At 56.5% G+C, this 23,360-nt stretch carries 21 protein-coding genes; 14 read left to right on the plus strand and 7 right to left on the minus strand.

The genetic code is table 11. The features are described 5' to 3' along the window. Positions 1-3 precede the first annotated feature (3 nt). Together ABEH87_RS07120 and ABEH87_RS07125 are read left to right on the plus strand one after the other, a co-directional pair. Positions 4-2,589 (plus strand): autotransporter domain-containing protein, encoded by a 2,586-nt coding sequence (locus ABEH87_RS07120; RefSeq protein ID WP_346575214.1) that lies wholly within the window; start codon positions 4-6, stop codon positions 2,587-2,589. A gap of 7 nt (positions 2,590-2,596) precedes the next feature. Further along, a complete protein-coding gene (locus ABEH87_RS07125) occupies positions 2,597-3,424 on the plus strand; it encodes an alpha/beta hydrolase (protein ID WP_346575215.1) in 828 nt (275 codons plus the stop codon). A gap of 58 nt (positions 3,425-3,482) precedes the next feature. On the opposite strand, the gene clpA is transcribed toward ABEH87_RS07125, so the two are convergent. Then, entirely contained in the window at positions 3,483-5,762 is a 2,280-nt protein-coding gene (gene clpA, locus ABEH87_RS07130) for an ATP-dependent Clp protease ATP-binding subunit ClpA (protein ID WP_346575217.1), read from the minus strand. Positions 5,763-5,790: 28 nt separating this feature from the next. Next, entirely contained in the window at positions 5,791-6,111 is a 321-nt protein-coding gene (gene clpS, locus ABEH87_RS07135; protein ID WP_062746725.1) for an ATP-dependent Clp protease adapter ClpS, read from the minus strand. A 322-nt stretch (positions 6,112-6,433) separates the two neighbouring features. Between clpS and cspD the strand changes: the two genes are divergently transcribed. Then, a complete protein-coding gene (gene cspD / locus ABEH87_RS07140; protein WP_346575219.1) occupies positions 6,434-6,661 on the plus strand; it encodes a cold shock-like protein CspD in 228 nt (75 codons plus the stop codon). Positions 6,662-6,813: 152 nt separating this feature from the next. Here the strand turns inward: cspD and ABEH87_RS07145 are convergent, their stop codons facing one another. Next, the gene (locus tag ABEH87_RS07145; RefSeq protein WP_346575221.1) at positions 6,814-8,481 is read right to left on the minus strand and encodes an ATP-dependent endonuclease; all 1,668 of its coding nucleotides are present in this window, start codon (positions 8,479-8,481) and stop codon (positions 6,814-6,816) included. A 199-nt stretch (positions 8,482-8,680) separates the two neighbouring features. Here ABEH87_RS07145 and hcp point away from each other — a divergent pair, with 199 nt between their 5' ends. From hcp to ltaE, 4 genes are all read left to right on the plus strand, one after another. Then, a complete protein-coding gene (gene hcp / locus ABEH87_RS07150; RefSeq protein WP_346575223.1) occupies positions 8,681-10,333 on the plus strand; it encodes a hydroxylamine reductase in 1,653 nt (550 codons plus the stop codon). Between the two features lie 3 nt (positions 10,334-10,336). Further along, positions 10,337-11,317 (plus strand): NADH oxidoreductase, encoded by a 981-nt coding sequence (gene hcr / locus ABEH87_RS07155; RefSeq protein ID WP_346575225.1) that lies wholly within the window; start codon positions 10,337-10,339, stop codon positions 11,315-11,317. 131 nt (positions 11,318-11,448) lie between these two features. Next, positions 11,449-13,170 (plus strand): ubiquinone-dependent pyruvate dehydrogenase, encoded by a 1,722-nt coding sequence (gene poxB, locus ABEH87_RS07160; RefSeq protein ID WP_346575227.1) that lies wholly within the window; start codon positions 11,449-11,451, stop codon positions 13,168-13,170. A 63-nt stretch (positions 13,171-13,233) separates the two neighbouring features. After that, entirely contained in the window at positions 13,234-14,238 is a 1,005-nt protein-coding gene (gene ltaE, locus ABEH87_RS07165) for a low-specificity L-threonine aldolase (RefSeq protein WP_346575229.1), read from the plus strand. Position 14,239: 1 nt separating this feature from the next. Here ltaE and ABEH87_RS07170 read toward each other — a convergent pair whose 3' ends face one another. After that, positions 14,240-15,082, minus strand: a complete 843-nt coding sequence (locus ABEH87_RS07170; protein WP_346575230.1) for an N-acetylmuramoyl-L-alanine amidase — start codon at positions 15,080-15,082, stop codon at positions 14,240-14,242. Beyond that, entirely contained in the window at positions 15,082-15,405 is a 324-nt protein-coding gene (locus ABEH87_RS07175; protein WP_346575231.1) for a heavy metal-binding domain-containing protein, read from the minus strand. The genes ABEH87_RS07170 and ABEH87_RS07175 overlap by 1 nt, the downstream gene beginning before the upstream one ends. Before the next feature lie 98 nt (positions 15,406-15,503). Between ABEH87_RS07175 and ABEH87_RS07180 the strand changes: the two genes are divergently transcribed. The 6 genes from ABEH87_RS07180 to artJ (ABEH87_RS07205) all read left to right on the plus strand — a co-directional run bounded on the left by ABEH87_RS07180 (position 15,504) and on the right by artJ (ABEH87_RS07205) (position 19,979). Beyond that, entirely contained in the window at positions 15,504-16,034 is a 531-nt protein-coding gene (locus ABEH87_RS07180) for a lipoprotein (RefSeq protein WP_346575233.1), read from the plus strand. A 213-nt stretch (positions 16,035-16,247) separates the two neighbouring features. After that, positions 16,248-16,976: an arginine ABC transporter ATP-binding protein ArtP gene (gene artP, locus ABEH87_RS07185; protein WP_346575235.1), complete on the plus strand. Its 729-nt coding sequence runs from the start codon at positions 16,248-16,250 to the stop codon at positions 16,974-16,976. A gap of 15 nt (positions 16,977-16,991) precedes the next feature. Further along, on the plus strand, positions 16,992-17,723 hold the full coding sequence (gene artJ, locus ABEH87_RS07190; protein ID WP_346575237.1) for an arginine ABC transporter substrate-binding protein: 732 nt from the start codon (positions 16,992-16,994) through the stop codon (positions 17,721-17,723). 3 nt (positions 17,724-17,726) lie between these two features. Continuing rightward, positions 17,727-18,443, plus strand: coding sequence for an arginine ABC transporter permease ArtQ (gene artQ / locus ABEH87_RS07195; protein ID WP_346575239.1), 717 nt, complete (start codon positions 17,727-17,729; stop codon positions 18,441-18,443). Beyond that, on the plus strand, positions 18,443-19,111 hold the full coding sequence (artM, locus tag ABEH87_RS07200; RefSeq protein WP_346575241.1) for an arginine ABC transporter permease ArtM: 669 nt from the start codon (positions 18,443-18,445) through the stop codon (positions 19,109-19,111). The genes artQ and artM overlap by 1 nt, the downstream gene beginning before the upstream one ends. 136 nt (positions 19,112-19,247) lie before the next feature. Continuing rightward, positions 19,248-19,979 (plus strand): arginine ABC transporter substrate-binding protein, encoded by a 732-nt coding sequence (artJ, locus tag ABEH87_RS07205; protein ID WP_346575243.1) that lies wholly within the window; start codon positions 19,248-19,250, stop codon positions 19,977-19,979. Positions 19,980-20,028: 49 nt separating this feature from the next. On the opposite strand, the gene rlmC is transcribed toward artJ (ABEH87_RS07205), so the two are convergent. Further along, positions 20,029-21,156 carry a 23S rRNA (uracil(747)-C(5))-methyltransferase RlmC gene (gene rlmC, locus ABEH87_RS07210; protein ID WP_346575245.1) on the minus strand — a complete coding sequence of 376 codons (1,128 nt, stop codon included), beginning with the start codon at positions 21,154-21,156 and terminating at the stop codon, positions 20,029-20,031. Between the two features lie 55 nt (positions 21,157-21,211). Then, positions 21,212-21,685 (minus strand): YbjO family protein, encoded by a 474-nt coding sequence (locus ABEH87_RS07215; RefSeq protein ID WP_346575247.1) that lies wholly within the window; start codon positions 21,683-21,685, stop codon positions 21,212-21,214. A gap of 265 nt (positions 21,686-21,950) precedes the next feature. On the opposite strand from ABEH87_RS07215, the gene ABEH87_RS07220 reads away from it, so the two are divergent. After that, the gene (locus ABEH87_RS07220; RefSeq protein ID WP_346575249.1) at positions 21,951-23,054 is read left to right on the plus strand and encodes an amidohydrolase; all 1,104 of its coding nucleotides are present in this window, start codon (positions 21,951-21,953) and stop codon (positions 23,052-23,054) included. Positions 23,055-23,360 lie beyond the last annotated feature (306 nt).

Here is a 23,360-nt window from a genome sequence, read left to right on the forward strand (position 1 = left end):
ATAATGAAAACAACACTTCGCACTTTCCCGCTCAAGCCGCTGGCGATCGCACTCGCTGCAGCTCAAAGTTTTATCTCTCTGGCACATGCGACACCGCTGGTCACTGAGCAGATTGTCTCTGACTCTTCCACGTCCCTCCCGCTGAACATTAGCACTGATATTTTGACAGTCACACCAACCGGTGTGGTTGGCAACAGCAATAGTTTTTACAGCAATACCGTCATCAACAATCAGAGTACCCAGCTGCTGGATAACCAGGGCCAGATTATTGCCTCCATGCAGGCGGCGATTAGGAACTCAGGCTATATTGCAACGCTGTCTAACTCCGGTACGATCGGCACAGGCAACACGTTTTTCTTCCCCATGCCGACCAGCGGTATTGAAAACAGCAACGCCAGTATCATTGATACGCTGTTCAACAGCGGCACGATTAACGGTGGCGGCAATGGCATGCTCTTCGATAGCGTTGGCATCAGAAACTACGGCACTATCACAACGTTAACCAACAGCGAAACGGGTCTTATCTCGGGCGATCGTGACGCTATCTATAACGCTGGCACGATCGTAACGCTGAACAATGACGGTCTGATAGGTAATCTGAGTACCCAAAATTTTTGGAACAATAATGCTATCGAAAACTGGGGAACGATTGGCACCATCAATAACGGCGGGTCGATCACCGGAAATATCTACAACTACTCGACTAACGAGCTGGTCATTAATGGCGGCAACCACAGCCGTGGTGAACTGACGGGAGCCGCTAACATCCTTGCTCTGACATCTTCTGGCAGTGCCACAGGCATCCTCAGCAGCACCCAGGCCGATATACGCTTTCAGCAGGGCAAACTGTTACTGAATGACAACGTCGACCTCGGCGGTAACTTTACGTTGACCAACAATGCCGATGTGCTGGTGACCCAGCCGCTAACGGTCACCGGTAACTACCATCAGACCAGCGATGCTATCCTGACTCTTGGCGTTACTGATACCCCCTTTGCTCAGGGAACCGCACTCGACGTCGGCTACGGCCGCCTGACCGTCAGCGGCAATGCGCAGATCGACTCCGGGTCAACTATCCGTCTGAGCAGCACCGGCAGCAATTACAGTTTCGCCAGTGGTCAACGCTATCTGGCGATCAGTGCAGGCAGCGCAGACTATAACGCCAGCACGCTGCATTACGTGGCGGAGAATTACAACGGCACTGTGACTGCTAAGGTAATTGACAGCGGCAACACCCGCGATCTTGCACTCTATCTTGATTCACCGACACCGACAGCGCCGGTTACGCCGGATCCCGTTACGCCAGCGGAACCGACGACACCAGCCACACCGTCGGAGCCCGTCACACCGTCGGAACCAGTTACACCTTCGGAGCCCGTCACATCGCCTGTTACGCCAACCTTACCATCTGTTCCCGTTAATCCGGTGACGCCAGCAAACCCTGTTGCGGCCAAACCCTTGCCGACCACTGGCAACGCGATTGCCTCAATCAACGGTCTTTCTGGCTACAGCGGGTTTTCTGCCGGGTTACTTGACCTGTTTAACGCCTCAAAAACCATCGGTACTCAGGCTGAGGCCAATCGCGTCGGTGAGCAGCTGGCTCCGGCACAAAACAGTATGGCGTCAGCGGCCACCTCAGCCGCATCAATGGATGCGCTGGGTGTGATCGGTGGGCATCTGGATGGCCTGCGCGTTACGCCGGGTGCCAGCGCGCGTGGCATAGCCACCGGTGACGACAGCCTGGACTGGGCTGCGTGGGGCAAACCGTTCTACGGCAGCGCACGTCAGGGCATGGTGGATGAAGTCAGCGGTTATCGTGCTCACTATGCGGGTCTGGTGCTGGGCGCCGATCGACAGCTGCTGGATAACTGGCGTGCCGGTGCGGCGCTGAGCTACAGCCGTACCTCGGTAAAAGGCGCAGATAACCTGAAAGGCAGCAACAGTGATGTTGACGCCTGGGGCGGGATCCTTTATGCCACCTACAGCGGTAATCCATGGTTTGTTAACCTCAGTACCAGCCTGACCCGTCAGACCTATGACAGTCAGCGCGTCGTTGACTTCAGCGGCTTCAGCGATAATGCCAGCGGCCACTTCCACGGCCAGCAGGCTGCGGTGAAGGGTGAAGCGGGCTATCCGTTCATGCTGGGTGAGAACACCACCCTGACGCCACTGGCCAGCCTGAGTTACAGCTATCTGCATCAGGAAAGCTATCAGGAAAATAGCGACAGCGGCAGCGCCCTGACGGTAGACAGCGCACACAGTCAGTCAGTAGAAAGTAGCCTGGGGGCAAAACTGGCCCACAGCTGGTCAACCTCAGCCGGGGACCTGACGCCGTTTGTGCAGGCGATGTGGACACATCAGTACGATCGCAGCCGCATGACCACCACCTCCGGGTTCAGCGCAGACAGCCTGGGCGAAACGCGCTTTACCTCTCAGGGGGCCAGCCCGGCAGCAGACAGTGCAGAAACCAGCGTGGGTGTTTCACTGTCACATGCTGACGATCTGACCCTGGAGGCGCGCTATGACCTCCAGACGGCACCTCATTTCGAGGGGCAAACCATCAGCCTGCAAGTCCGTAAGCTGTTCTGATTAGCCGATGAGATTCACGCGGAGTCTGGCGTCGCTGTGTTGCAGCCTGTTACTGGCAGGCTGTGCCACAGAGAACCGGGTTGCAACCGCCGACGCCATTGCGCGTCAGGCGGGACTGCAGCCGGGTGAAATCAGTGCCAGCCCTTTTGTACTGCGCTGGTGGGGGCGAATTAATGCCCCTCATCAGCCGGTTCATCTGTATATTGAAGGCGATGGTTTTGCCTGGGTCACCCCCAGCCAGCCCTCGCGCGACCCTACCCCGTATAATCCCCTTGCACTCAGACTCGCTGCTGCCGATAGCGCTGTAAACGTCGCTTATCTGGCGCGCCCCTGTCAGTACACGCCAATGGTCCGTAACCCGGCCTGCAACCTGAGCTGGTGGACGGATCGCCGCTTCGCTCCGGCAGTCATAGAGGCAATGAATAGTGCCGTCAGTCAGATTATGCGCCAGGCGCCCGGCCAGCCGCTGGTGCTGGTGGGTTACTCCGGCGGGGGGGCCATTGCTGCCCTGATAGCGGCGCAGCGCAGTGATGTGCAGTCGCTGCGCACCGTGGCGGGCAACCTTGATATGGACGAAGTGAACCGCCTGCATCACGCCAGCCCGATGCCGCTATCACTGAATGCCAGAGCGGTTGCCACCCGGCTGGCCGCCCTGCCGCAGATCCATTACTCCGGCAGCGACGATCGGGTTATCCCGCAAAGCGTGACTCAGGGTTACGTCGATGCCAGCCACTCTGGCTGTGTAAAAATGGTCAGCGTCGCGGGACTGACGCACGGGGGCCGCTGGGAGACACTCTGGCCCGCGTTGTTAAGGCAGCCACCCGGCTGCGAATAGATAAAAAAAAGCCTGACGAGCAATCGTCAGGCTTTTTTATGCGCACACCGCAGGCAGATTAATGCACCGTGCCTTCGGCTTTACGCTTCTGAGCGCTCAGGAAGTGATAAGTGAGCTGGTTTTTATCTTTATCCAGCGCCACTGACACCGAGCCTCCGTCAACCAGTGAACCAAACAGCAGTTCATTAGCCAGCGGTTTCTTCAGGCTGTCCTGAACGGTACGGGCCATAGGACGGGCACCCATAGCCTTGTCATAGCCTTTCTCTGCCAGCCAGTCACGCGCTTCGTCACTGACTTCCAGCGACACGCCTTTTGCATCCAGCTGTGCCTGGAGTTCGACAATAAACTTGTCGACCACCTGGTGGATAACCACCTGGTCAAGATGTTTGAACCAGATAATGTTATCCAGACGGTTACGGAACTCTGGCGTAAAGATCTTTTTGATCTCTTCCATCGCATCCGTACTGTTGTCCTGATGGATCAGGCCGATAGATTTACGTTCCGTTTCGCGTACCCCGGCATTGGTGGTCATCACCACCACTACGTTACGGAAGTCCGCCTTACGGCCGTTATTATCAGTCAGCATGCCGTTATCCATCACCTGCAACAGCAGGTTGAAGACATCCGGGTGCGCTTTCTCGATTTCATCCAGCAGCACCACCGCATGCGGATGTTTAATAACCGCATCGGTTAACAGGCCGCCCTGGTCGAAGCCGACATAGCCAGGAGGCGCACCAATCAGGCGACTGACGGTGTGACGCTCCATATACTCGGACATATCAAAGCGCAGCAGCTCAATTCCCAGCGCCTTAGCCAGCTGAACGGTGACTTCGGTTTTACCGACGCCTGTCGGGCCGGCAAACAGGAAGGAACCAACCGGTTTACGATCCTGGCCCAGTCCGGCGCGGCTCATTTTGATCGCTTCGGTCAACACTTCAATGGCATTGTCCTGACCAAATACCAGCATCTTCAGGCGATCGCCGAGCGTTTTCAGCGAGTCGCGATCGGAAGCCGACACACTCTTCTCTGGAATACGCGCAATGCGCGCCACCACGGTTTCGATGTCCGACACGTTAACGGTTTTCTTACGCTTACTCACCGGCATCAGACGGGCGCGCGCGCCCGCTTCATCAATCACGTCAATTGCCTTATCGGGCAGATGACGGTCGTTGATGTATTTCACTGCCAGCTCAACCGCTGCACGCACCGCTTTCGCGGTGTAGCGCACATCGTGGTGTGCTTCGTACTTCGGTTTCAGACCATTGATGATCTGCACCGTTTCCTCAACCGTTGGCTCGGTAATATCAATTTTCTGGAAGCGACGCGCCAGTGCGCGATCTTTCTCGAAAATATTGCTGAATTCCTGGTAGGTGGTAGACCCCATCACCCGGATCTTGCCCCCCGACAGCAGCGGTTTGATCAGGTTAGCAGCGTCCACCTGGCCGCCAGAGGCCGCACCCGCACCGATGATGGTATGGATCTCATCGATAAACAGGATGCTACTGGTGTCCTGCTCCAGCTGCTTCAGCAACGCCTTAAAGCGCTTCTCAAAGTCACCGCGATATTTAGTGCCTGCCAGCAGCGAACCAATATCGAGAGAATAGATGGTGCAATCTTTCATCACTTCCGGAACGTCGCCCTGCACGATACGCCAGGCAAGACCTTCAGCGATAGCCGTTTTACCGACGCCAGACTCCCCCACCAGCAGCGGGTTATTTTTACGGCGACGGCACAATACCTGGACAGCGCGCTCCAGCTCTTTATCGCGGCCGATGAGCGGATCGATACCGCCAACGCGGGCAAGCTGGTTAAGGTTGGTGGTGAAGTTTTCCATACGTTCCTCCCCGCCTGCTTGCTCTTCATTAACCGGATTCTCAGCGCCCGATGCTGCCGGACCTGGTTCATCTTTACGCGTGCCGTGAGAGATATAGTTCACCACATCAAGGCGGCTGACTTCATGTTTGCGCAGCAGATAGGCTGCCTGCGACTCCTGCTCGCTGAAGATCGCGACCAGAACATTCGCTCCAGCGACTTCGCTGCGGCCGGAGGATTGGACGTGAAAGACTGCACGTTGCAGGACGCGCTGGAAACTGAGCGTCGGCTGTGTGTCGCGCTCTTCTTCGCTAACCGGCAAGACCGGGGTGGTTTGTTCGATGAAGGCTTCGAGTTCCTGGCGTAATGCCACGATATCCACCGTGCAGGCTTCCAGTGCCTCTCTGGCCGACGGGTTACTGAGCAATGCCAGTAACAGATGCTCGACGGTCATAAACTCATGTCGGTGCTCACGCGCTCTGGCGAAAGCCATATTTAAACTGAGTTCCAGTTCTTGATTGAGCATAGGCACCTCCCCCAATAGATCGCCTTATTCAGGCTTTTTCCAGCGTACAAAGCAACGGATGCTCATTTTCCCTGGCATACTTGTTCACATGAGCGACTTTGGTCTCTGCAACTTCTGCAGTAAATACACCACAAATCGCCTTTCCCTGGTAGTGAACCGCGAGCATCAGTTGCGTTGCACGTTCAACATCATAAGAAAAGAACTTTTGCAGAACGTCAATAACAAATTCCATAGGCGTATAATCGTCATTATTCAGAATAACTTTATACATCGATGGTGGCTTGAGCTCCTCGCGGACTTTGTCATCCGCCAGTTTTTCGAAATTCAGCCAGTCGTTAGTCTTTCCCATACCTATCCAGTGTGATCAACATTACTTACTTACGCCACACTAACATCATTCAGGTTAGAAATAACATGAACAAAATGTTGTACAGCGCGGTTGAAATTGTATACAGAAATCATCAATCGCGACCTTCATCACAAAATTTGCAATAGCGTTAACTGCTTCAAATTTTGATGATTTCGTCCCTATCTTAACCCCGCGTTTGCTTGACCCTTGAAGCTAATTCTCTACAGTACAGAAACAGGCTGAATGCATTTTAACCAGCCCTCAGGCTAAAAAGCCTGAACACCTCACTCAATTTTGAATGTCTTGCGAGGGATGTAGAAGCATGGAGACGGGTACTGTTAAGTGGTTTAATAACGCCAAAGGCTTCGGTTTCATCTGTCCGGTGGGCGGCGGCGAAGATATTTTCGCTCACTACTCAACCATCAAGATGGACGGTTACAGAACGCTAAAAGCTGGGCAGCAAGTCCAGTTTGATTTGCATCAGGGGCCAAAAGGCAATCATGCCAGCCTCATCGTCCCTGTGGAAGAGGCCATCGCCGTCGGCGCATGACCCTTCCTTCATTCTGTACAACCCCAGCGTAAAATGCCAGCCAGCGATGCTGGCATTTTTATGCAACAAATCTTTCTGCTTACTGATATGGGTTGTCATAATAATTTTTCAAGTCACCCTCCTGAAGCCGCCGGTAAAACCCCGTCACACGGTTAATCCGCTTTACCGCGCGCCAGCCACTGTACCCGCGAGAACATACTGCGCAACAGCTCTGGCACCGATGCGGTTCCGCGTACGGCGGCTTCCGTCGCCACCGAAATGGCCAGTTCCGGCTTTGAGGAGTGCTGAATCGCTTTGGCGATAATCCGGCGCAGGTTCATCGGAACCCCGTCAGGTAGCCGGGCCATACGATGATAAACTGCTGCGAATCCCTGCTTGTACAGGAAATGCTCCATATCCAGTGCGGGTAATTGTGTCAGATGGTCATGCTCACTGTCGTAACCCGGCTCCAGCATGCTGCGGGCGGTGGCAGCATACTTCTTTCCCGCCTCGTCGCCGTCGGTCAGTACGTGCCACTCAATGCCCATCCGCCGGGCAAATTTCAATAACGGACGCAGCCCGGACTGGGCAAACTCAATCACCTTTATACCTTCAGCGGCAAAGTGATAACCGCACTGTCTTGCCAGTTCGTTCATCACCCATACCTCTGTCTCCCCTTCCACCAGCAGCCAGCAGCGGGCAAACAGCGAAGAGGGACGATTAAAGCGGATATGGAAGGCGATACGCCGACTGTCTTCGGCACTCATACCGGCCGGGCCAATGCGCCAGGCCGCCACGCGCTGCGGCTCGCGTACCAGCCTGCACACCTGCTCCACCGGCACCTGTGACAGCAGCTCACCGGAATTGGTGGTGACGATCTTTTGCAGCGGTAGCAGGGCCAGCAGCTCCCAGGCCACCGCCAGCATGATGGGGTGAAGGCGGGTTTCCGGGTCCTCCAGCAGCAGCAGGGGGCGGGACTGCGCATCCAGCTCGCGGGCACCCCGCGCCTGCACCAGCAGGGCAAACATCCGCAGCAAAATCAGCCGTCGGCTGCGATCGCCTCCGGCAATAAGATGATTCAGCTCGCCCAGGTGGCGCCAGCCGCTGCCAGATTCACGCTGTGGGTGCGGGACACGATGGCCGGGCAGTGACGCCTGCGGTGACTGAAAAGTAAAATAGTGCTCCACCAGCTGCTGGAGGGTATTCAGCCCCTCGCGCAGTGCGCCATCGGTAAGGTCCTGAGGGCAGTTGCCCCCCTCACGCATCAGATCTTCCATCATGCTGGTCAGCTCAGCAAAGGGAGCGGCGGGCATCGTTTCCCCGGACGAATGAGGCTGGCGGCGGCTGAAACGCGCATCGCGCAGGCGCAGCACCGGATGCAGGCGGATCAGCGCTCTAATCGCCGGAATGGCCGCGTCGTCGCAGAAAACTGTCTGCCCGCTGGCATCCAGAAACTGTCGCCGGGTCACCGCCTGCTCTGCGTCCGGCAGACGTCCCTCAATACTCAGCTGAAGACGCTTTAAGCCCCCTTCGCCAGGCCACCACAGCGCAGAGAGCGCCTGATAATGAGGGGCTGCCGCCTCGCCCGCTTCATCCTCGCAGAAAGTGAAAACCACCTGCAAATACCGTTCGCGGTGCTGTTTTTCACCCGGCGGGTAATGAAAATCATGCGGTGTAAACTGATACAACTCCTGCTGCGGGGAGAGTAACAGCGTCAGCGCATCGAGCAGGCTGGATTTACCCCAGGCGTTTTCGCCAATCAGGATATTATTCCCCTCCAGCGGCAGCGACAGCTGGTTGATGCCGCGAAAGCCGGTGACGGCCATTTTTTCCAGAATCATTTTTGCCTCTGTTATCCCGCTTTTCTTCAGGATGGTCGGCCCACGTCTGCGGGTCAAGGAACAGGGAAAAATCGTTTTACCGGCTGACAGAATTGCGCCAGATCAATCCAGAGCGGATTAATCGGTTTAACCCCTTGTCACCGCCGCCGGGATCTCATACATAAGATGTATATTAAATACATCTTATAAAGGTGAGACCATGTTCTGTATTCAATGTGAGCAAACAATGCGGACTCCGGCCGGTGACGGCTGTGCCTACGCGCAGGGGATGTGCGGTAAAACGGCGGAAACCTCCGATCTGCAGGATCTGCTGGTGGCTCTCCTTCAGGGGCTTTCGGCCTGGGCTTTACAGGCGCGTAGCCTGGGGATCATCGATCATGAGGTAGACAGCTTCGCCCCGCGCGCCTTCTTCTCAACGCTGACTAACGTCAATTTTGATTCAGCGCGCATCGTGGATTTCGCCTTTGAATCCATCGCCCTGCGCGACAGCCTGCAACAGCGCTGTATTGCTGCGGGTGGGAGTCAGGACCTTGACCATCCGCTGGCCGCGCTGACCCTGACCAGCCATGAGATGGCCGGATTACAGCAGCAGGCCGCGCAGTTCGCCCTGAACGACAGCGGTGTGGATGCCGATATTCTCGGTCTGCGTCTGCTCTGCCTGTACGGGCTGAAAGGTGCGGCCGCGTATATGGAACATGCCCATGTTCATGGCCGCTTCGATAACGCCATTTATGCTGAATATCACCAGATCATGGCCTGGCTGGGAACGCAGCCGTCCGTCATGGCAGACCTGGTGGCCTGTGCCATGCAGATCGGCAAAATGAACTTCACCATCATGGGCATGCTGGATGAAGCGCAAACGACGGTTTATGGCGATCCGCAGCCCGTTACCGTCAACGTGCGCCCGGTGGCAGGCAAGGCGATTCTGATTTCAGGCCACGACCTGAAAGATCTTCAGCTACTGCTGGAGCAGACGGTGGGCACGGGTATCAACGTCTTTACCCACGGAGAAATGCTGCCGGCACATGGCTATCCTGAATTAAAAAAATATCCTCATCTGGTGGGCAATTACGGCAGCGGCTGGCAGAACCAGCAGAGCGAATTTGCCCGTTTTCCCGGCCCGATCGTGATGACGTCCAACTGCATCATCGATCCACTGGCAGGTGATTATCAGCACCGCATCTGGACACGCAGCATCGTCGGCTGGCCAGGTGTCAATCATCTGGAGGAAGACGACTTCTCGGCGGTGATTGACCAGGCCGACAGCATGCCGGGCTTCCCCTGGAGCGAAATCCCCCATGAAATCACCGTCGGTTTTGGGCGCAAGGTACTGCTGGAAGCCTGCGACAGCGTCATTGACCTGGTCACACGACAAAAACTGCGCCATGTCTTTCTGGTCGGCGGCTGTGACGGCAGTCGCGAGCAGCGCAGCTACTACACCGATATGGCGCTGGCGATCCCCGATGACTGTCTGGTGCTGACGCTCGCCTGCGGTAAATACCGATTCAACAAACTCGACTTTGGTCATATTGAAGGACTGCCGCGTCTGCTGGACGTGGGTCAGTGTAACGACAGCTATGCCGCCATTATGCTGGCGGTCAAACTGGCGGAAAAACTGAACTGCGGGGTCAACGACCTGCCGCTATCGCTGCTGCTCTCCTGGTTTGAACAGAAAGCGATTGTCGTTCTGCTGACGCTGCTTGCCCTGGGGGTAAAAAATATCCGCACCGGACCGACGGCTCCGGCCTTCCTCACCGACAACCTGCTGGCACTGCTGCAGAAAGAGTTCGGTATGATCCCGGTCAGCAGCGTTGAGAACGACCTGGCCACCATCCTTGGCAACGGGAAGTAAGCGATGAATACATCAATACTGTGCCCGTGGCGCATGCAGGTCCATCACGTACAGCAGGAAACGCCCGATGTCTGGACGCTGGCGCTGATTAACCACGATTTCTATCGCTGGCAGGCCGGTCAGTTTGCGCTGGTGAAAATCGGCAACAGCGATGAGGTGCGCGCTTACACTCTGTCATCCACGCCAGGGCAGAGTCAGTTTCTGACGCTGACGATTCGTCATATCGAACAGGGTAAGGGCTCAGGCTGGCTGACGCAGCACGTTCGCCCCGGCAACGATATCTGGCTGTCCGATCCACAGGGTGATTTCAGCTGCCAGCGCCATCCTGCCAGCCACTATCTGCTCCTTGCTGCAGGCTGCGGCATCACGCCGGTGATGTCGATGTGTCGCTGGCTGCAGGTGCAAAGACCCGGATGCAACGTGCAGCTGCTTTACAGCGTGCGCTCGCCGCAGGATGTCATTTTCGCGCGTGAGCTTAACGCCATGCAGCCGTGGTTACCGCTGACTATTCTGGCGGAACACCACGCTGCCGACGGGATGCTGCCCGGCCGTCTTGACGCTGTGCGGCTGGCGCAGCTGGTGCCTGATATTGCCCGGCGCACGGTGATGATTTGCGGGCCTCAGCCCTATATGAACGAGCTGCAACAGGCCGCGCAAGCGCTGGGAGCAGAGAAAATATTCACCGAACAATTCACCCCGCCTGCCGAAACGACAGACGGAGAAACGCAGTTTACTCTGCGCAGCCCGGCTCTGTTACAGGGAGGCGCGTTCCCGTCAGGCTGGTCGTTGCTGACCGCGATGGAGCGCCACCGGCTGCCGGTGGCAGCGGCCTGTCGCTCAGGGGTGTGTGGCTGCTGTAAAACCCGCGTGGCTGAAGGCCGTTACCGCACCACCAGCCAGCAGACCCTCAGCGATAGCGAGGTAAATGACGGTTACGTACTGGCCTGTAGCTGTTACCCACAAGGCGATATCGTCCTGGCCTGATCCCCACCCCACCCCGCCGTGTGAAACCGTTTGTTTCACACGGTTTCACCGTTTCGTGCCCGATAAACTAAGCTTGTGGCAGCAAATTTACCCTTCCTTTGAAGGGCATGCCCACCACTAAGGAGAAAAGCATGAAGCAAACTGTTGCAGCCCTGGTAGCAAAAACACTGGAAAGTGCAGGTGTAAAACGCATCTGGGGCGTTACCGGCGACTCACTGAACGGTCTGAGCGACAGCCTTAACCGCATGGATACCATCCGCTGGATGCCCACCCGTCATGAAGAGGTTGCGGCATTTGCCGCAGGTGCAGAGGCGCACCTGACCGGCGAACTGGCGGTGTGCGCGGGATCCTGTGGCCCCGGTAACCTGCACCTGATTAACGGCCTGTTTGACTGCCACCGCAACCATGTGCCGGTGCTGGCGATTGCCGCCCATATTCCGTCGGCAGAAATTGGCAGCAACTACTTCCAGGAAACCCATCCGCAGGAGCTGTTCCGTGAATGCAGCCACTACTGCGAGCTGGTATCTAACCCTGAGCAACTGCCGCAGGTGCTGGCCATTGCGATGCGTAAAGCCATCCTGGATAAAGGCGTTTCCGTCGTAGTTCTGCCAGGGGATATAGCGCTACAGCCGGCCCCGGAGACGGCCAGCGCCGACTGGTATCCCCCGCAGTTGCCGCAGGTTCAGCCCGTAAGCGACGAGCTGGCAAAGCTGGCGTCCTTGCTGAATGAATCCGGGAATATCACCCTGCTGTGCGGCAGCGGCTGTGGCGGTGCGCACCGTGAAGTCGTGGCGCTGGCCGAAACGCTGAAAGCGCCGATCGTTCACGCGCTGCGCGGTAAAGAACATATCGAGTACGATAACCCCTATGATGTCGGGATGACGGGCCTGATCGGCTTCTCTTCTGGCTTCCACGCCATGATGAATGCGGACACTCTGCTGGTGCTCGGCAGCCAGTTCCCCTATCGCGCCTTCTACCCGGCCGATGCAAAGATTATTCAGATTGATATCAATCCCGGCAGCCTCGGCAGCCACTGCCATCTTGATATGGCGCTGGTGGGTGATATCAAAACGACCCTCACTGCCCTGCTGCCCCAGCTAACGGTGAAGACGGAGCGGAGTTTCCTCGATAAGGCGCTGGAGCACTATGCTAAATCGCGCCGGGAGCTTGATGAGCTGGCCACCGCCAACGACAGTCAGCCGATCCACCCGCAGTATCTTGCGCAGCAGATCAGCCACCACGCCAGCGAGGATGCCATCTTCACCTGTGATGTCGGCACCCCGACGGTGTGGGCAGCACGCTATCTGAAAATGAACGGCAAACGTCGCCTGCTCGGTTCCTTCAGCCACGGCTCAATGGCGAATGCCATGCCGCAGGCGATTGGCGCCCAGGCGATTGACCCGCAGCGCCAGGTGATCGCCATGTGCGGTGATGGCGGCTTCAGCATGCTGATGGGTGATTTCCTGTCGCTGGCGCAGCTAAAACTGCCGGTTAAAATCGTGGTATTTAACAACAGCGTGCTGGGATTTGTGGCGATGGAAATGAAATCCGGCGGGTATCTGACCGATGGGACCGACCTGGAAAATCCCAACTTCGCCGCCATTGCCAATGCCTGCGGGGTGAAAGGCATCCGCGTTGAGCAGGCCTCAAAACTCGACGAAGCGCTGCAGGAGGCGCTGGCTCACGACGGGCCGGTGCTGGTAGATGTGGTCACCGCCAAAGAGGAACTGGCGATGCCGCCGCAGATTAAACTGGAACAGGCTAAAGGGTTTAGCCTGTATATGCTGCGCGCCATTATCAACGGTCGCGGTGACGAACTGGTTGATCTGGCAAAAACAAACTGGCTGCGGTAAAAGTGTTAAACACCTTCTCACGGACGCTGCGGCGTCCGTTTTACCGTTGACAGGAGAGTTCGCGTGATTGATCTGCGTAGTGATACCGTTACCCGCCCCACCCAGGCGATGCTGCAGGTAATGATGGTGGCTGAAACCGGCGATGATGTTTACGGCGACGATCCCACCGTCAATAAACTCGAAGCCGAAGTCGCACGTCTGAGCGGTAAACCTGCCGCGCTGTTTCTTCCCAGCGCCACTCAGGCCAACCTGGTTGCTCTGCTCTGCCACTGTCAGCGCGGCGAAGAATATATTGTTGGCCAGCTGGCGCATAACTACAAATATGAAGCAGGCGGTGCGGCGGTGCTGGGCAGCATTCAGCCTCAGCCGGTTCCCGCAGCCGCTGACGGTACGCTGCCGCTGGATGTCGTGGCGCAGTTTATCAAACCCGATGATGTGCATTTCGCTATCACCCGCCTGTTAAGCCTGGAGAATACGCATAACGGTAAGGTACTGCCGCTGGCGTATTTACAACAGGCATGGGATTTCACCCGCGAGCGTAAACTGGCGCTGCATGTTGACGGTGCCAGAATCTTTAATGCCGCAGTGGCGCTGGACGTGCCGCTGGAGGCGCTGACCCGCTACTGTGACACGCTGACTATCTGCCTGTCTAAAGGGCTGGGGGCACCGGTAGGAGCCATGCTGTGCGGCAGCGAGGAATTTATTTTGCGCGCGCGCCGCTGGCGCAAAATGACCGGGGGCGGAATGCGCCAGGCCGGTATCCTGGCCGCTGCCGGACTGTATGCCCTGGAACATCATGTCGCACGTTTAAAAGATGATCACGATAATGCGGCCTGGCTGGCCGCGGCGCTGCGTGATATCGGCGTTGACGTGACCCGCCAGGACACCAATATGGTGTTCCTGCGCCTGCCGGAAGCACAGGTGGCCACACTGGGACCGTGGATGCGGGAACGCGGTATCCTCATCAGCGCGGGACCGGTAACACGCCTGGTGACCCATCTGGACACCGATCGTCACGCGCTGGAACAGCTCGTCAGCCAGTGGCGCGCCTTTTTAGCTGCGCAGTAAACTACTCACTGCCGTACTTTTCCACCAGCGCAGCGGCGATGGCTTCCGTTTCGGCATCCGCCACGCCGCTGTAGCTGGCCGGGCGGAAATGCATCTGAAACGCCGCAATCAGCGCCTGCTGCTGATAGGGCTTCATCTGCGGCGTCACCTCATAGCCATAGCTGGCGAGCAGGCTTAACAGTCTGGTTTTCTCCACCCGCTCAGTCGGTGAGCGCCCTGCCAGCCAGAAGGTGACCCGCTCAGCATCAGGCCACGCGCCTATCCCCTGACGGGCAAACCATTCCCACGGAAACAGCGGACCGGGGTCCTGCTTACGCATCGGGGCAATATCACTGTGCGCCACCACATCCTGTGGCCGGATGCCATAACGCTGCACAATATCGCGCATCAGCGGCAGCAGCGCCGTCATCTGCGTCTGCGGGAAAGGCTGCCAGGTCACAACATTCCCGTTGCGGTGCCAGCCCTGATTCTCCAGTTCAATACCGATCGAGGTGTCATTCAGCCGGGTGGCTCCGCGCCAGAAACTCTCACCCGCGTGCCAGGCCAGCATGGACTCAGGCACCAGACGCCACACCAGAGGCTGACCGTCGTACTTTGGCGGCGTGGCGGGCAGCAGATAGTGGGCACTGACGCTGCGATCGGTCAGCGTATTAAGCGATCGTGGAAAATCCCCTGCGGTATAATGGATAACCAGTACCTTGACGCGCGGTCGCGCGCCGAAAGCTTCCTGCCGGGTATCAACTATATACCCCTGCTGTGGCAGCAGTCCCTTTGGGATAATCGAGGTATAAATAAAGATCGCCAGCAGCACCAGCAGCGGCCGGATCAGCGAAACAGGACGCATCAGTGGCGCAGTTTGACTGCGGTACCGCTCACGCTGACCATCAGCATACTGCTGTCTTTACCCACAGTTTCATAATCGATATCAATGCCGACAACCGCGTCTGCGCCTAAGGCTTTCGCCTGAGATTCCAGTTCAGAAAAGGCAATCTCACGCGCTTTGCGCAGCTCTTTTTCGTACGCTCCGGAACGCCCCCCGACGATATCGCGGATACCGGCAAAAAAGTCGCGGAAGATGTTCGCCCCCAGAATGGCTTCGCCGGTCACTACGCCGCAATATTCAGTAATTGGCTGACCTTCCAGCGTTGGTGTGGTAGAAAATTTCATACAGCTCTCCATGTTCAGTTCGTGCGTCGCTTACGTCGAAAGTAAACGGCTATACTCAATGATAAAGCACACCCGCTGATAACAATAAGGAAATCAAAATGAAATACCAGTCCTTTGCTGCTGTAGTGCCTCTGGCGCTGTTACTCAGTGCCTGTACTACCGTAGAACCCGCCTATAAAGATATTGGCACCAGGGTGGGAGCCTGCGTTGACGGCGGGCCGGACAGCGTAGCGCAGCAGTTCTATGACTTGCGCGTACAGCAGCCCTCCCAGGGGATCCCTGATGCGCAGCTGCTGGCAAAATATCGCCCGCTGCTGAGCAACAAGCTCTATCAGTCGTTGATTAAAGCGCAAAGCGAACCGAATAAAACCGCACTGCTGAGCGGTGACATTTTCTCCAGCCAGAGCCAGGGCCCGACGGACGCCAGCGTGGCTGATGCCTCCAGCATCCCTAACACCGATGCGCGCAATATCCCGCTACGCGTGACGCTGGAACGCGGTGACACCCGCTGGCAGGATGAAGTCCATATGGTACGCGAAGGCACCTGCTGGACCGTCAATGACGTGCGCTATCTGGGCCACAATCCTCATCTGCCCGGGGGTTCACTCGGTCAGCTGCTGCAAAAATAAACGATTCATGCGTGCCGTCGGCTGACGGCACGATCTTGCGCACACATTTGCATAACAGTTCCGACGCATTAGTGCTAAAACCGTTACATCACGCTATGTTGTGCTACTATTTAATCACCTTGCCCGCATAAATAAATTTTAACGCACAATGATTGCATAACTATGCTGTCAACGTTAAGATCCGCGGCATCAATTGCTATTCACTTTTTGCGCATGAGTATTCAACTAAACGCTATTAACTGCTATTACGGTGCTCATCAGGCACTGTTCGACATTCAGCTTTCTTGCCCTCAGGGCGAGACGCTGGTTTTGCTTGGGCCAAGCGGTGCCGGTAAAAGCTCACTCCTGCGCGTGTTAAACCTGCTGGAGATGCCGCGTTCCGGTACGCTGGAGATCGCCGGCAATCGCTTTGACTTCACCAGACCGCCGACGGACAGCGCAATACGCGAACTGCGCCAGAATGTGGGTATGGTGTTTCAACAATATAATCTCTGGCCACATCTGACTGTGGTGCAAAACCTGATCGAAGCGCCCTGCCGCGTACTGGGTCTGAGCAAAGCACAGGCCCACGAACGTGCGGCAAAGCTCCTCGATCGTCTGCGCCTGACAACCTTTGCCGACCGTTACCCGCTGCACCTCTCCGGCGGTCAGCAGCAGCGCGTGGCAATTGCCCGTGCGCTGATGATGGAACCCGCCGTTCTGCTGTTTGACGAACCTACCGCCGCGCTGGACCCGGAAATTACCGCCCAGATTGTCAGCATTATTCGCGAGCTGGCGCAAACCAACATTACCCAGGTGATCGTCACTCATGAAGTGGAAGTGGCGCGCAAAACCGCCAGCCGCGTGGTGTATATGGAAAATGGTTACATTGTTGAACAGGGTGATGCCAGCCACTTTACCCAGCCGCAAACCGAGGCGTTTGCCCACTATCTTTCGCATTAATTGCAGGACATAACGATGAAAAAAATTGTCATTGCCGCACTGTTAGCCGGTTTCAGCCTGAGTGCCAGCGCTGCCCAGACCATTCGTTTTGCCACCGAGGCCTCTTATCCTCCTTTCGAATTCATGGATTCTGATAACAAGATCCAGGGATTTGACGTTGACCTGGCGAATGCCCTGTGCCGCGAAATCGGTGCGGAGTGTACCTTTACCAATCAGGCGTTTGACAGCCTGATCCCCAGCCTGAAATTCCGCCGTTTCGATGCGGTAATGGCCGGTATGGACATCACGCCAGAGCGTGAAAAACAGGTTCTGTTCACTAAAGCCTATTACGACAACTCTGCGCTGTTTATCACGCAGAAAGGCAAAGTGGCCAGCGTTGACGCGCTGAAAGGCAAACGCGTCGGCGTACAGAACGGCACCACGCACCAGAAATATCTCGGTGAGAAGCTGGCGGGCATCAATGTCGTGCCTTACGACAGCTACCAGAATGCCATCCTCGACCTGAAAAATGGCCGCATTGATGCCGTCTTCGGTGATACCGCCGTGGTGAATGAGTGGCTGAAGCAGAATCCGAACCTCGCCCCGGTGGGTGAGAAAGTCACGGATAAAGCCTACTTCGGTACTGGCCTCGGCATCGCCGTTCGCCAGGGGAACACCGAGCTACAGGGCAAGTTCAACGCGGCGCTGGATAAGGTGAAAGCCAACGGCACCTATAAAACTATCTACAGCAAGTGGTTTCAGCAGTAATTAATGAACGAATTTTACACTCTTGCCAGCGCCGCCGGGATGACCGTCGGGCTGGCCGTTTGCGCACTGGTCGCGGGTTTAATCCTGGCGATGGTATTCGCCGTCTGGGAGTCCGCACGCTGGCGTCCGCTTGCCTGGCTCGGCACTGGCCTGGTCATGCTGTTTCGCGGCCTGCCGGAAATCCTTGTGGTCCTGTTCGTCTATTTCGGTGCCTCACAGCTGCTGCTAACCCTCTCGGACGGCTTTGTCATCAATCTGGGTATCGTGCAGATCCCGGTGCAGGTGACCATCGAGAACTTCGACGTCAGTCCGTTCCTGTGTGGGGTGATCGCCCTGGCCGTACTCTACTCGTCCTATGCATCACAAACGCTGCGCGGCGCACTGAAAGCAGTGCCGTCTGGCCAGTGGGAATCCGGGCAGGCGCTGGGGATGAAAAAAACCGCCATCTTCTTCCGCCTGATTATGCCGCAGATGTGGCGTCACGCCCTGCCGGGGCTGGGTAATCAGTGGCTGGTGCTGCTGAAAGATACCGCCCTGGTGTCACTGATCAGCGTCAACGATATTATGTTACAGACCAAAAGCATCGCCACCCGCACTCAGGAGCCGTTTACCTGGTTCATGATCGCGGCAGCGATTTATCTGGTGATTACGCTTATCAGTCAGGCCATTCTGAAACGCATCGAGCTGCGCACCACGCGCTTTGAACGGGGGGACTGCTGATGCTGAGCTATTTTCCTGAGTTGCTGAAGGGACTGAATACCAGCCTGATACTCACCGTCTCATCACTGCTGCTGGCGCTGGTTCTGGCCCTGGTGTTCACCGTCATTCTGGCGCTGAAAGTTCCGGTGCTCAGTATCGTGACGCGGGCCTATATCACCCTGTTTACCGGCACCCCGCTGCTGGTGCAGATCTTCCTGATCTACTACGGTCCGGGGCAGTTTCAGGCTATAAAGAATATTCACTGGCTGTGGGAGTTGCTCTCTCAGCCGTGGCTGTGCGCGCTGCTCGCCCTGTCGCTGAACAGCGCCGCCTATACCACGCTGCTGTTTCACGGTGCGGTACGTGCCATTCCTGCCGGGCAGTGGCAGTCCTGCGCGGCGCTGGGCATGAGCCGTGGTGACCAGCTGCGTATTTTGCTGCCTTACGCCTTTAAACGCGCCCTCTCTTCATATTCCAATGAAGTCGTGCTGGTATTTAAAAGTACCTCACTGGCCTACACCATTACGCTGATGGAAGTGATGGGTCACGGGCAACTGCTGTATGGCCGCACCTATGATATCGGAGTGTTTGCTGCCGCCGGTGTGATTTACCTGTGTGTTAACGGTTTGCTGACCCTGATGATGCGCATGATTGAACGCCATGCGCTGGCGTTTGAACGGCGTAACTAGTACGGACGAATCCGGGTAAGGTTCACTCCTGCCCGGATCGTCGAAAAAAAACCATCACCCCCCTTTAATCCGCGGATAGCCCGAACCGTTTGTCGTTGATACTGGTCCGGATAATGAGATCGCAAGGAATTTACCGATGAAAAAACTCGTTCTGGCCGCTCTGCTCGCCAGCGTTGCCTTTGGAACCCAGGCCGCAGACAAGATTCGTTTTGCCTCCTCCGCGACCTATCCCCCTTTTGAGTCGCTGAACAGTGACAATCAGATTGTAGGATTTGATATCGATCTGGCCCACGCGCTGTGCAAACAGATGCAGGCGGAGTGCAGCTTTACCAATAACCCGTTCGACAGCCTGGTTCCGGCGCTCAAGTTCCGCCGCTACGATGCCGTGATCTCCGGGATGGACATTACCGAAGAGCGCAGTAAGCAGGTCAGTTTCACCCAGCCCTACTACGCCAACTCGGCAATTATCATTGCGCAAAAAGGCAAGTTCACCAGCATTGAACAGCTGAAAGGTAAGCGTGTCGGGATGGAAAACGGCACCACGCACCAGAAATATCTGCAGGATAAGCACCCTGAAATTACGGCGGTGGCCTATGACAGTTATCAGAATGCCATCCTGGATCTGAAGAATAATCGTCTGGATGGCATTCTGGGCGATACGGCGGTGGTCGGTGCCTGGCTGAAGACCAACCCTAACCTCAGCTCCGTGGGTGAACATATCACTGACAGCCGCTATTTTGGTACCGGGCTGGGCATCGCGGTGCGTAAAGATAACGAAGCGCTACTGCAGAAGCTGAATAGCGCGCTGGACGCGCTGAAAGCTGACGGCACGATTGAGAAACTCAATAAGCAGTGGTTCCCGGAGTAATTCTCTCCACAGGGGCGTGGCATGCCGCGCCCCTGCAATGCCCCCCACCTTAAACCCGCTGCAACAGCGTCAGCACTTCGTAATGCGCGGTATGCGGGAACATATCAAACAGCTGGACTCTGACGATGCGGTAATCGCTCAGTCGCCCGATATCGCTGGCCATCGTTTCTGCATTACAGCTGGAATAAAGTATCCAGGGCGGGGCCATTTTTGTCAGATAGTCACACAGCTGTGCACCAATGCCACGACGCGGCGGGTTCACCAGCACCAGCTCCGGTACGCTGCCCTCTCCGGTGGCAAAGGCCGTTGAATCCAGCGCAGCAAAGCTGACATTCTTTAATCCCATCTGCGCGGCAGAACGCTCAGCGCAGGCAATCGCTTCCTGACTGATCTCAATACCGGTCAGTGCCATCTCCGGCGTGGCGCAGTGCAGGCCAAATCCCCCGACACCGCAAAACAGATCCCACATGGCCCCCACCTGAAGCTCTCTCACCCAGACGCGGGCGGTAGCATACAGCGCGGCAGCCACCTGTGGGTTGGTCTGAAAGAAGCTTTTCGGCAGGATAGAAAGTGGAACATCATTAAGCTGTTCCGCCAGCACCTGATTATCGGTCAACGGGATCTCTTCGTCTCCCTCAAGAATCGCCATCGCCACCGGCTGAATATTGGCAGAAATCACCGCCAGCTGCGGCAGTGCGCGCTGCAACTCAGGCAGTGCCGCACGCAGCTGTGCCAGCTTGATGGTTGAACGCAGAACAAAGCGCAGCATGAGCTGCCCGGTGTGCTGGCTTTCAGTGAGCAGGATATATTTCAGCTCGCCGCGCCGGCGCGCCACGTTATAGGGCGTTAATCCGGCACGGGCAATAAACGGTCGCAGCTGTGCGAAGACGTCGGCAAAACTGTCCGGATACAGCGGACAGTCGCTCAGATCGACCGGCGTGCCGTCGCGATGCAGCATACCAAGCAGCGGACGCTCCACGCTGCCGCTGACGACCATTTTGGCTTTATTGCGAAACTTTTGCTCCGCCGACAGCACCGGAGGCAGCCACTGCCCTACCGGATACGCGTCCAGCAGCTGCTGCAAATGAGACTGTTTTTGTGACAGCTGAAGGGGGTACGGCGTCTCCAGCCACTGGCAGGAACGGCAACGGCTGGCGTCGTATAGCGCGCAATACATGATGAAAGCCTGATAAGGGAAGCGAAAAGCAGTGGCTCAGTATAGCAGTGGAGGATTAACGATAAAACCGTCGGCTGCTTTGCGGAACAAACAGCAGCATCAGCACCAGTATATCAGGCAGTTTTTGCGCCAGCAGGGACTGCACGACCTGGCTGCCGTTATCCCTGACAATGCTGAATAACTCCGGATACACCCAGCCCATTGAGGCGACAAACATGTAGACCAGCACCACTACCTGGCTGACAAGATAGCCCCAGCGCCCCCAGTTATGGCCGCGCATCAGCGCGATGGCGCAGCGCAGTTCAATAAAGAAGATTAGCTGACTGGCAATAAAGATCAGCGTGGAATCCCAGGCCTGGGCGCTGCGATGAATAAAATTCATCAGCTCCATCCATCCCAGTTCGTTAACCAGCAGCATAACGCCCAGGCAGCGGGTAGCCATAATAGCAGTGCCCGCAATCCACACTGGCACCGGAATACTCCCAGCGCCGCTGAACAGGGTTTTGTCCTCTCTTAACACCTCTGACATCTCTCCCTCCAGCCATGCCACAGTTATGCCCTGTTAAAGCACAACTCACCCATTATGGTGTTATCCCCTGCGCTCAACAGAATATTCTCACTGAGAAGAGAAAAAAAGAGTCTTTCATTTCATCACGACAAATAAATAATCTTTTTTTCACCTTTATCTTATAGTCAGATTATTCCGCTCTGCCAGGTTTTATCCTGACATTTAAAACAGATTCTCAGTTACAGTACAGAAGCCACCCTCCCGGCGTGACTATGGAGTGAAAAACGTGTCAAAAGTCTTAGAACATTACCACTACCTTCATGAGATCCCGGAGCTGGGATTCCAGGAGTTTAAGACCTCGGCGTATATCAGCCAGCAGCTTAAAGCCGCGGGTTATGCCGTGCAGGATAATTTCAATGGCACCACCGGCATCGTCGCGCTGCTTGACAGCGGTGTCCCAGGGCCGACGCTGGCGCTGCGCGCCGATATGGATGCGCTGGGACATATCATTGACGGTATCCCCTGCGCCCGTCATACCTGCGGCCACGACGGACACTCCTCCGTGGTACTCACTGCCGCACAGGAGCTGATCGCTGAACAGGCGGTCAGGAAAGGCCGTCTGAAGCTGATTTTCCAGCCGGCGGAAGAGCTGGGCAGCGGCGCGCTGGCGATGATTGCCGGAGGTGCGATTGATGATGTGGATATGATCCTCGGTTTCCACGTGCGTCCCGCGGAAGAGTGTGCAGTCGGTACAGCCATCCCGGCCGTTTACTATTCAGCCTGCGTGACGGTTGAAGCGATTATTCGCGGTCAGACGGCGCACGGCGCGCGTCCGCATCTTGGCGTTAACGCGCTGGATGCCGCCGTCAGCGCGGTCCAGGCGGTCAATGCCGTTCATATGGCGCCCAACAGCATGTGGAGTGTAAAAGCTACGCGCTTCCTCTGTGATGCAGGCGTCACCAACTCGATTCCGGACGAAGCCCGCGTGGTGTTCGATCTTCGTGCCGCGAAAAACGATGAGATGACAGAACTGCAAGGCCGCGTTCAGCGTGCAATAGAGCACAGTGTGGCCGCTTACGGCGCACAGGCTGAGGTGCGGGTGCTGAAGGCAATGCCGGCTGCGGAAATTGACGATGAGATGAGTGCGCTGATCTCGGATGCGATTGTCGACGTGCTGGGGGAAGACGCTCTTATGGCACCTCGTTCAACGCCGGGCAGTGAGGATTTCTTCCACTATCCGGTGCAGCGTCCGTCAGTCAAGGCGGGGTTCTGGGGATTAGGGACCGGGCTGGTGCCGGGGTTGCATCACCCGGATATGCGCTTTGACCTCAATTCACTGCCGGTGGGGATCAACATCTTCAAAGCCTGCGTGAAGAAGGTTCTTGGGTGACAGGTCACCCAGGAACCTCGTAGGGGACGACCTTCTTTTCCGGTCGTCCCGTATTCATTGCGACATCAGGACCAGGGCTGACCGAAAAAGAAGGTCAGCCCCTACAAAAAAAGAAGGTCAGCCCCTACAAAAGAAAAAGAAGGTCAGCCCCTGCCTGGGTGATTTGTCCCCGGAAATCACGTAGGGGACGACCTTCTTTTCCGGTCGTCCCGTATTCATTGCGACATCAGGACCAGGGCTGACCGAAAAAGAAGGTCAGCCCCTACAAAAAAAGAAGGTCAGCCCCTACAAAAGAAAAAGAAGGTC

The sequence above is a fragment of the Erwinia sp. Eh17-17 genome (assembly GCF_039675725.1).
Taxonomy (GTDB): domain Bacteria; phylum Pseudomonadota; class Gammaproteobacteria; order Enterobacterales; family Enterobacteriaceae; genus Erwinia.

Excerpts from the sequence above, each read along its gene's own strand:
- ABEH87_RS07175 (WP_346575231.1), bottom strand. The coding sequence starts at position 15,405 with ATGAAATTTTCTACCACACCAACGCTGGAAGGTCAGCCAATTACTGAA.
- rlmC (WP_346575245.1), bottom strand. The coding sequence starts at position 21,156 with ATGTATTGCGCGCTATACGACGCCAGCCGTTGCCGTTCCTGCCAGTGG.
- cspD (WP_346575219.1), top strand. The coding sequence starts at position 6,434 with ATGGAGACGGGTACTGTTAAGTGGTTTAATAACGCCAAAGGCTTCGGT.
- poxB (WP_346575227.1), top strand. The coding sequence starts at position 11,449 with ATGAAGCAAACTGTTGCAGCCCTGGTAGCAAAAACACTGGAAAGTGCA.
- ABEH87_RS07180 (WP_346575233.1), top strand. The coding sequence starts at position 15,504 with ATGAAATACCAGTCCTTTGCTGCTGTAGTGCCTCTGGCGCTGTTACTC.
- hcr (WP_346575225.1), top strand. The coding sequence starts at position 10,337 with ATGAATACATCAATACTGTGCCCGTGGCGCATGCAGGTCCATCACGTA.
- artJ (WP_346575237.1), top strand. The coding sequence starts at position 16,992 with ATGAAAAAAATTGTCATTGCCGCACTGTTAGCCGGTTTCAGCCTGAGT.
- ABEH87_RS07145 (WP_346575221.1), bottom strand. The coding sequence starts at position 8,481 with ATGATTCTGGAAAAAATGGCCGTCACCGGCTTTCGCGGCATCAACCAG.
- ABEH87_RS07215 (WP_346575247.1), bottom strand. The coding sequence starts at position 21,685 with ATGTCAGAGGTGTTAAGAGAGGACAAAACCCTGTTCAGCGGCGCTGGG.
- hcp (WP_346575223.1), top strand. The coding sequence starts at position 8,681 with ATGTTCTGTATTCAATGTGAGCAAACAATGCGGACTCCGGCCGGTGAC.
- clpA (WP_346575217.1), bottom strand. The coding sequence starts at position 5,762 with ATGCTCAATCAAGAACTGGAACTCAGTTTAAATATGGCTTTCGCCAGA.
- artQ (WP_346575239.1), top strand. The coding sequence starts at position 17,727 with ATGAACGAATTTTACACTCTTGCCAGCGCCGCCGGGATGACCGTCGGG.
- ABEH87_RS07170 (WP_346575230.1), bottom strand. The coding sequence starts at position 15,082 with ATGCGTCCTGTTTCGCTGATCCGGCCGCTGCTGGTGCTGCTGGCGATC.
- artP (WP_346575235.1), top strand. The coding sequence starts at position 16,248 with ATGAGTATTCAACTAAACGCTATTAACTGCTATTACGGTGCTCATCAG.
- clpS (WP_062746725.1), bottom strand. The coding sequence starts at position 6,111 with ATGGGAAAGACTAACGACTGGCTGAATTTCGAAAAACTGGCGGATGAC.
- ABEH87_RS07120 (WP_346575214.1), top strand. The coding sequence starts at position 4 with ATGAAAACAACACTTCGCACTTTCCCGCTCAAGCCGCTGGCGATCGCA.
- artJ (WP_346575243.1), top strand. The coding sequence starts at position 19,248 with ATGAAAAAACTCGTTCTGGCCGCTCTGCTCGCCAGCGTTGCCTTTGGA.
- artM (WP_346575241.1), top strand. The coding sequence starts at position 18,443 with ATGCTGAGCTATTTTCCTGAGTTGCTGAAGGGACTGAATACCAGCCTG.
- ABEH87_RS07125 (WP_346575215.1), top strand. The coding sequence starts at position 2,597 with ATGAGATTCACGCGGAGTCTGGCGTCGCTGTGTTGCAGCCTGTTACTG.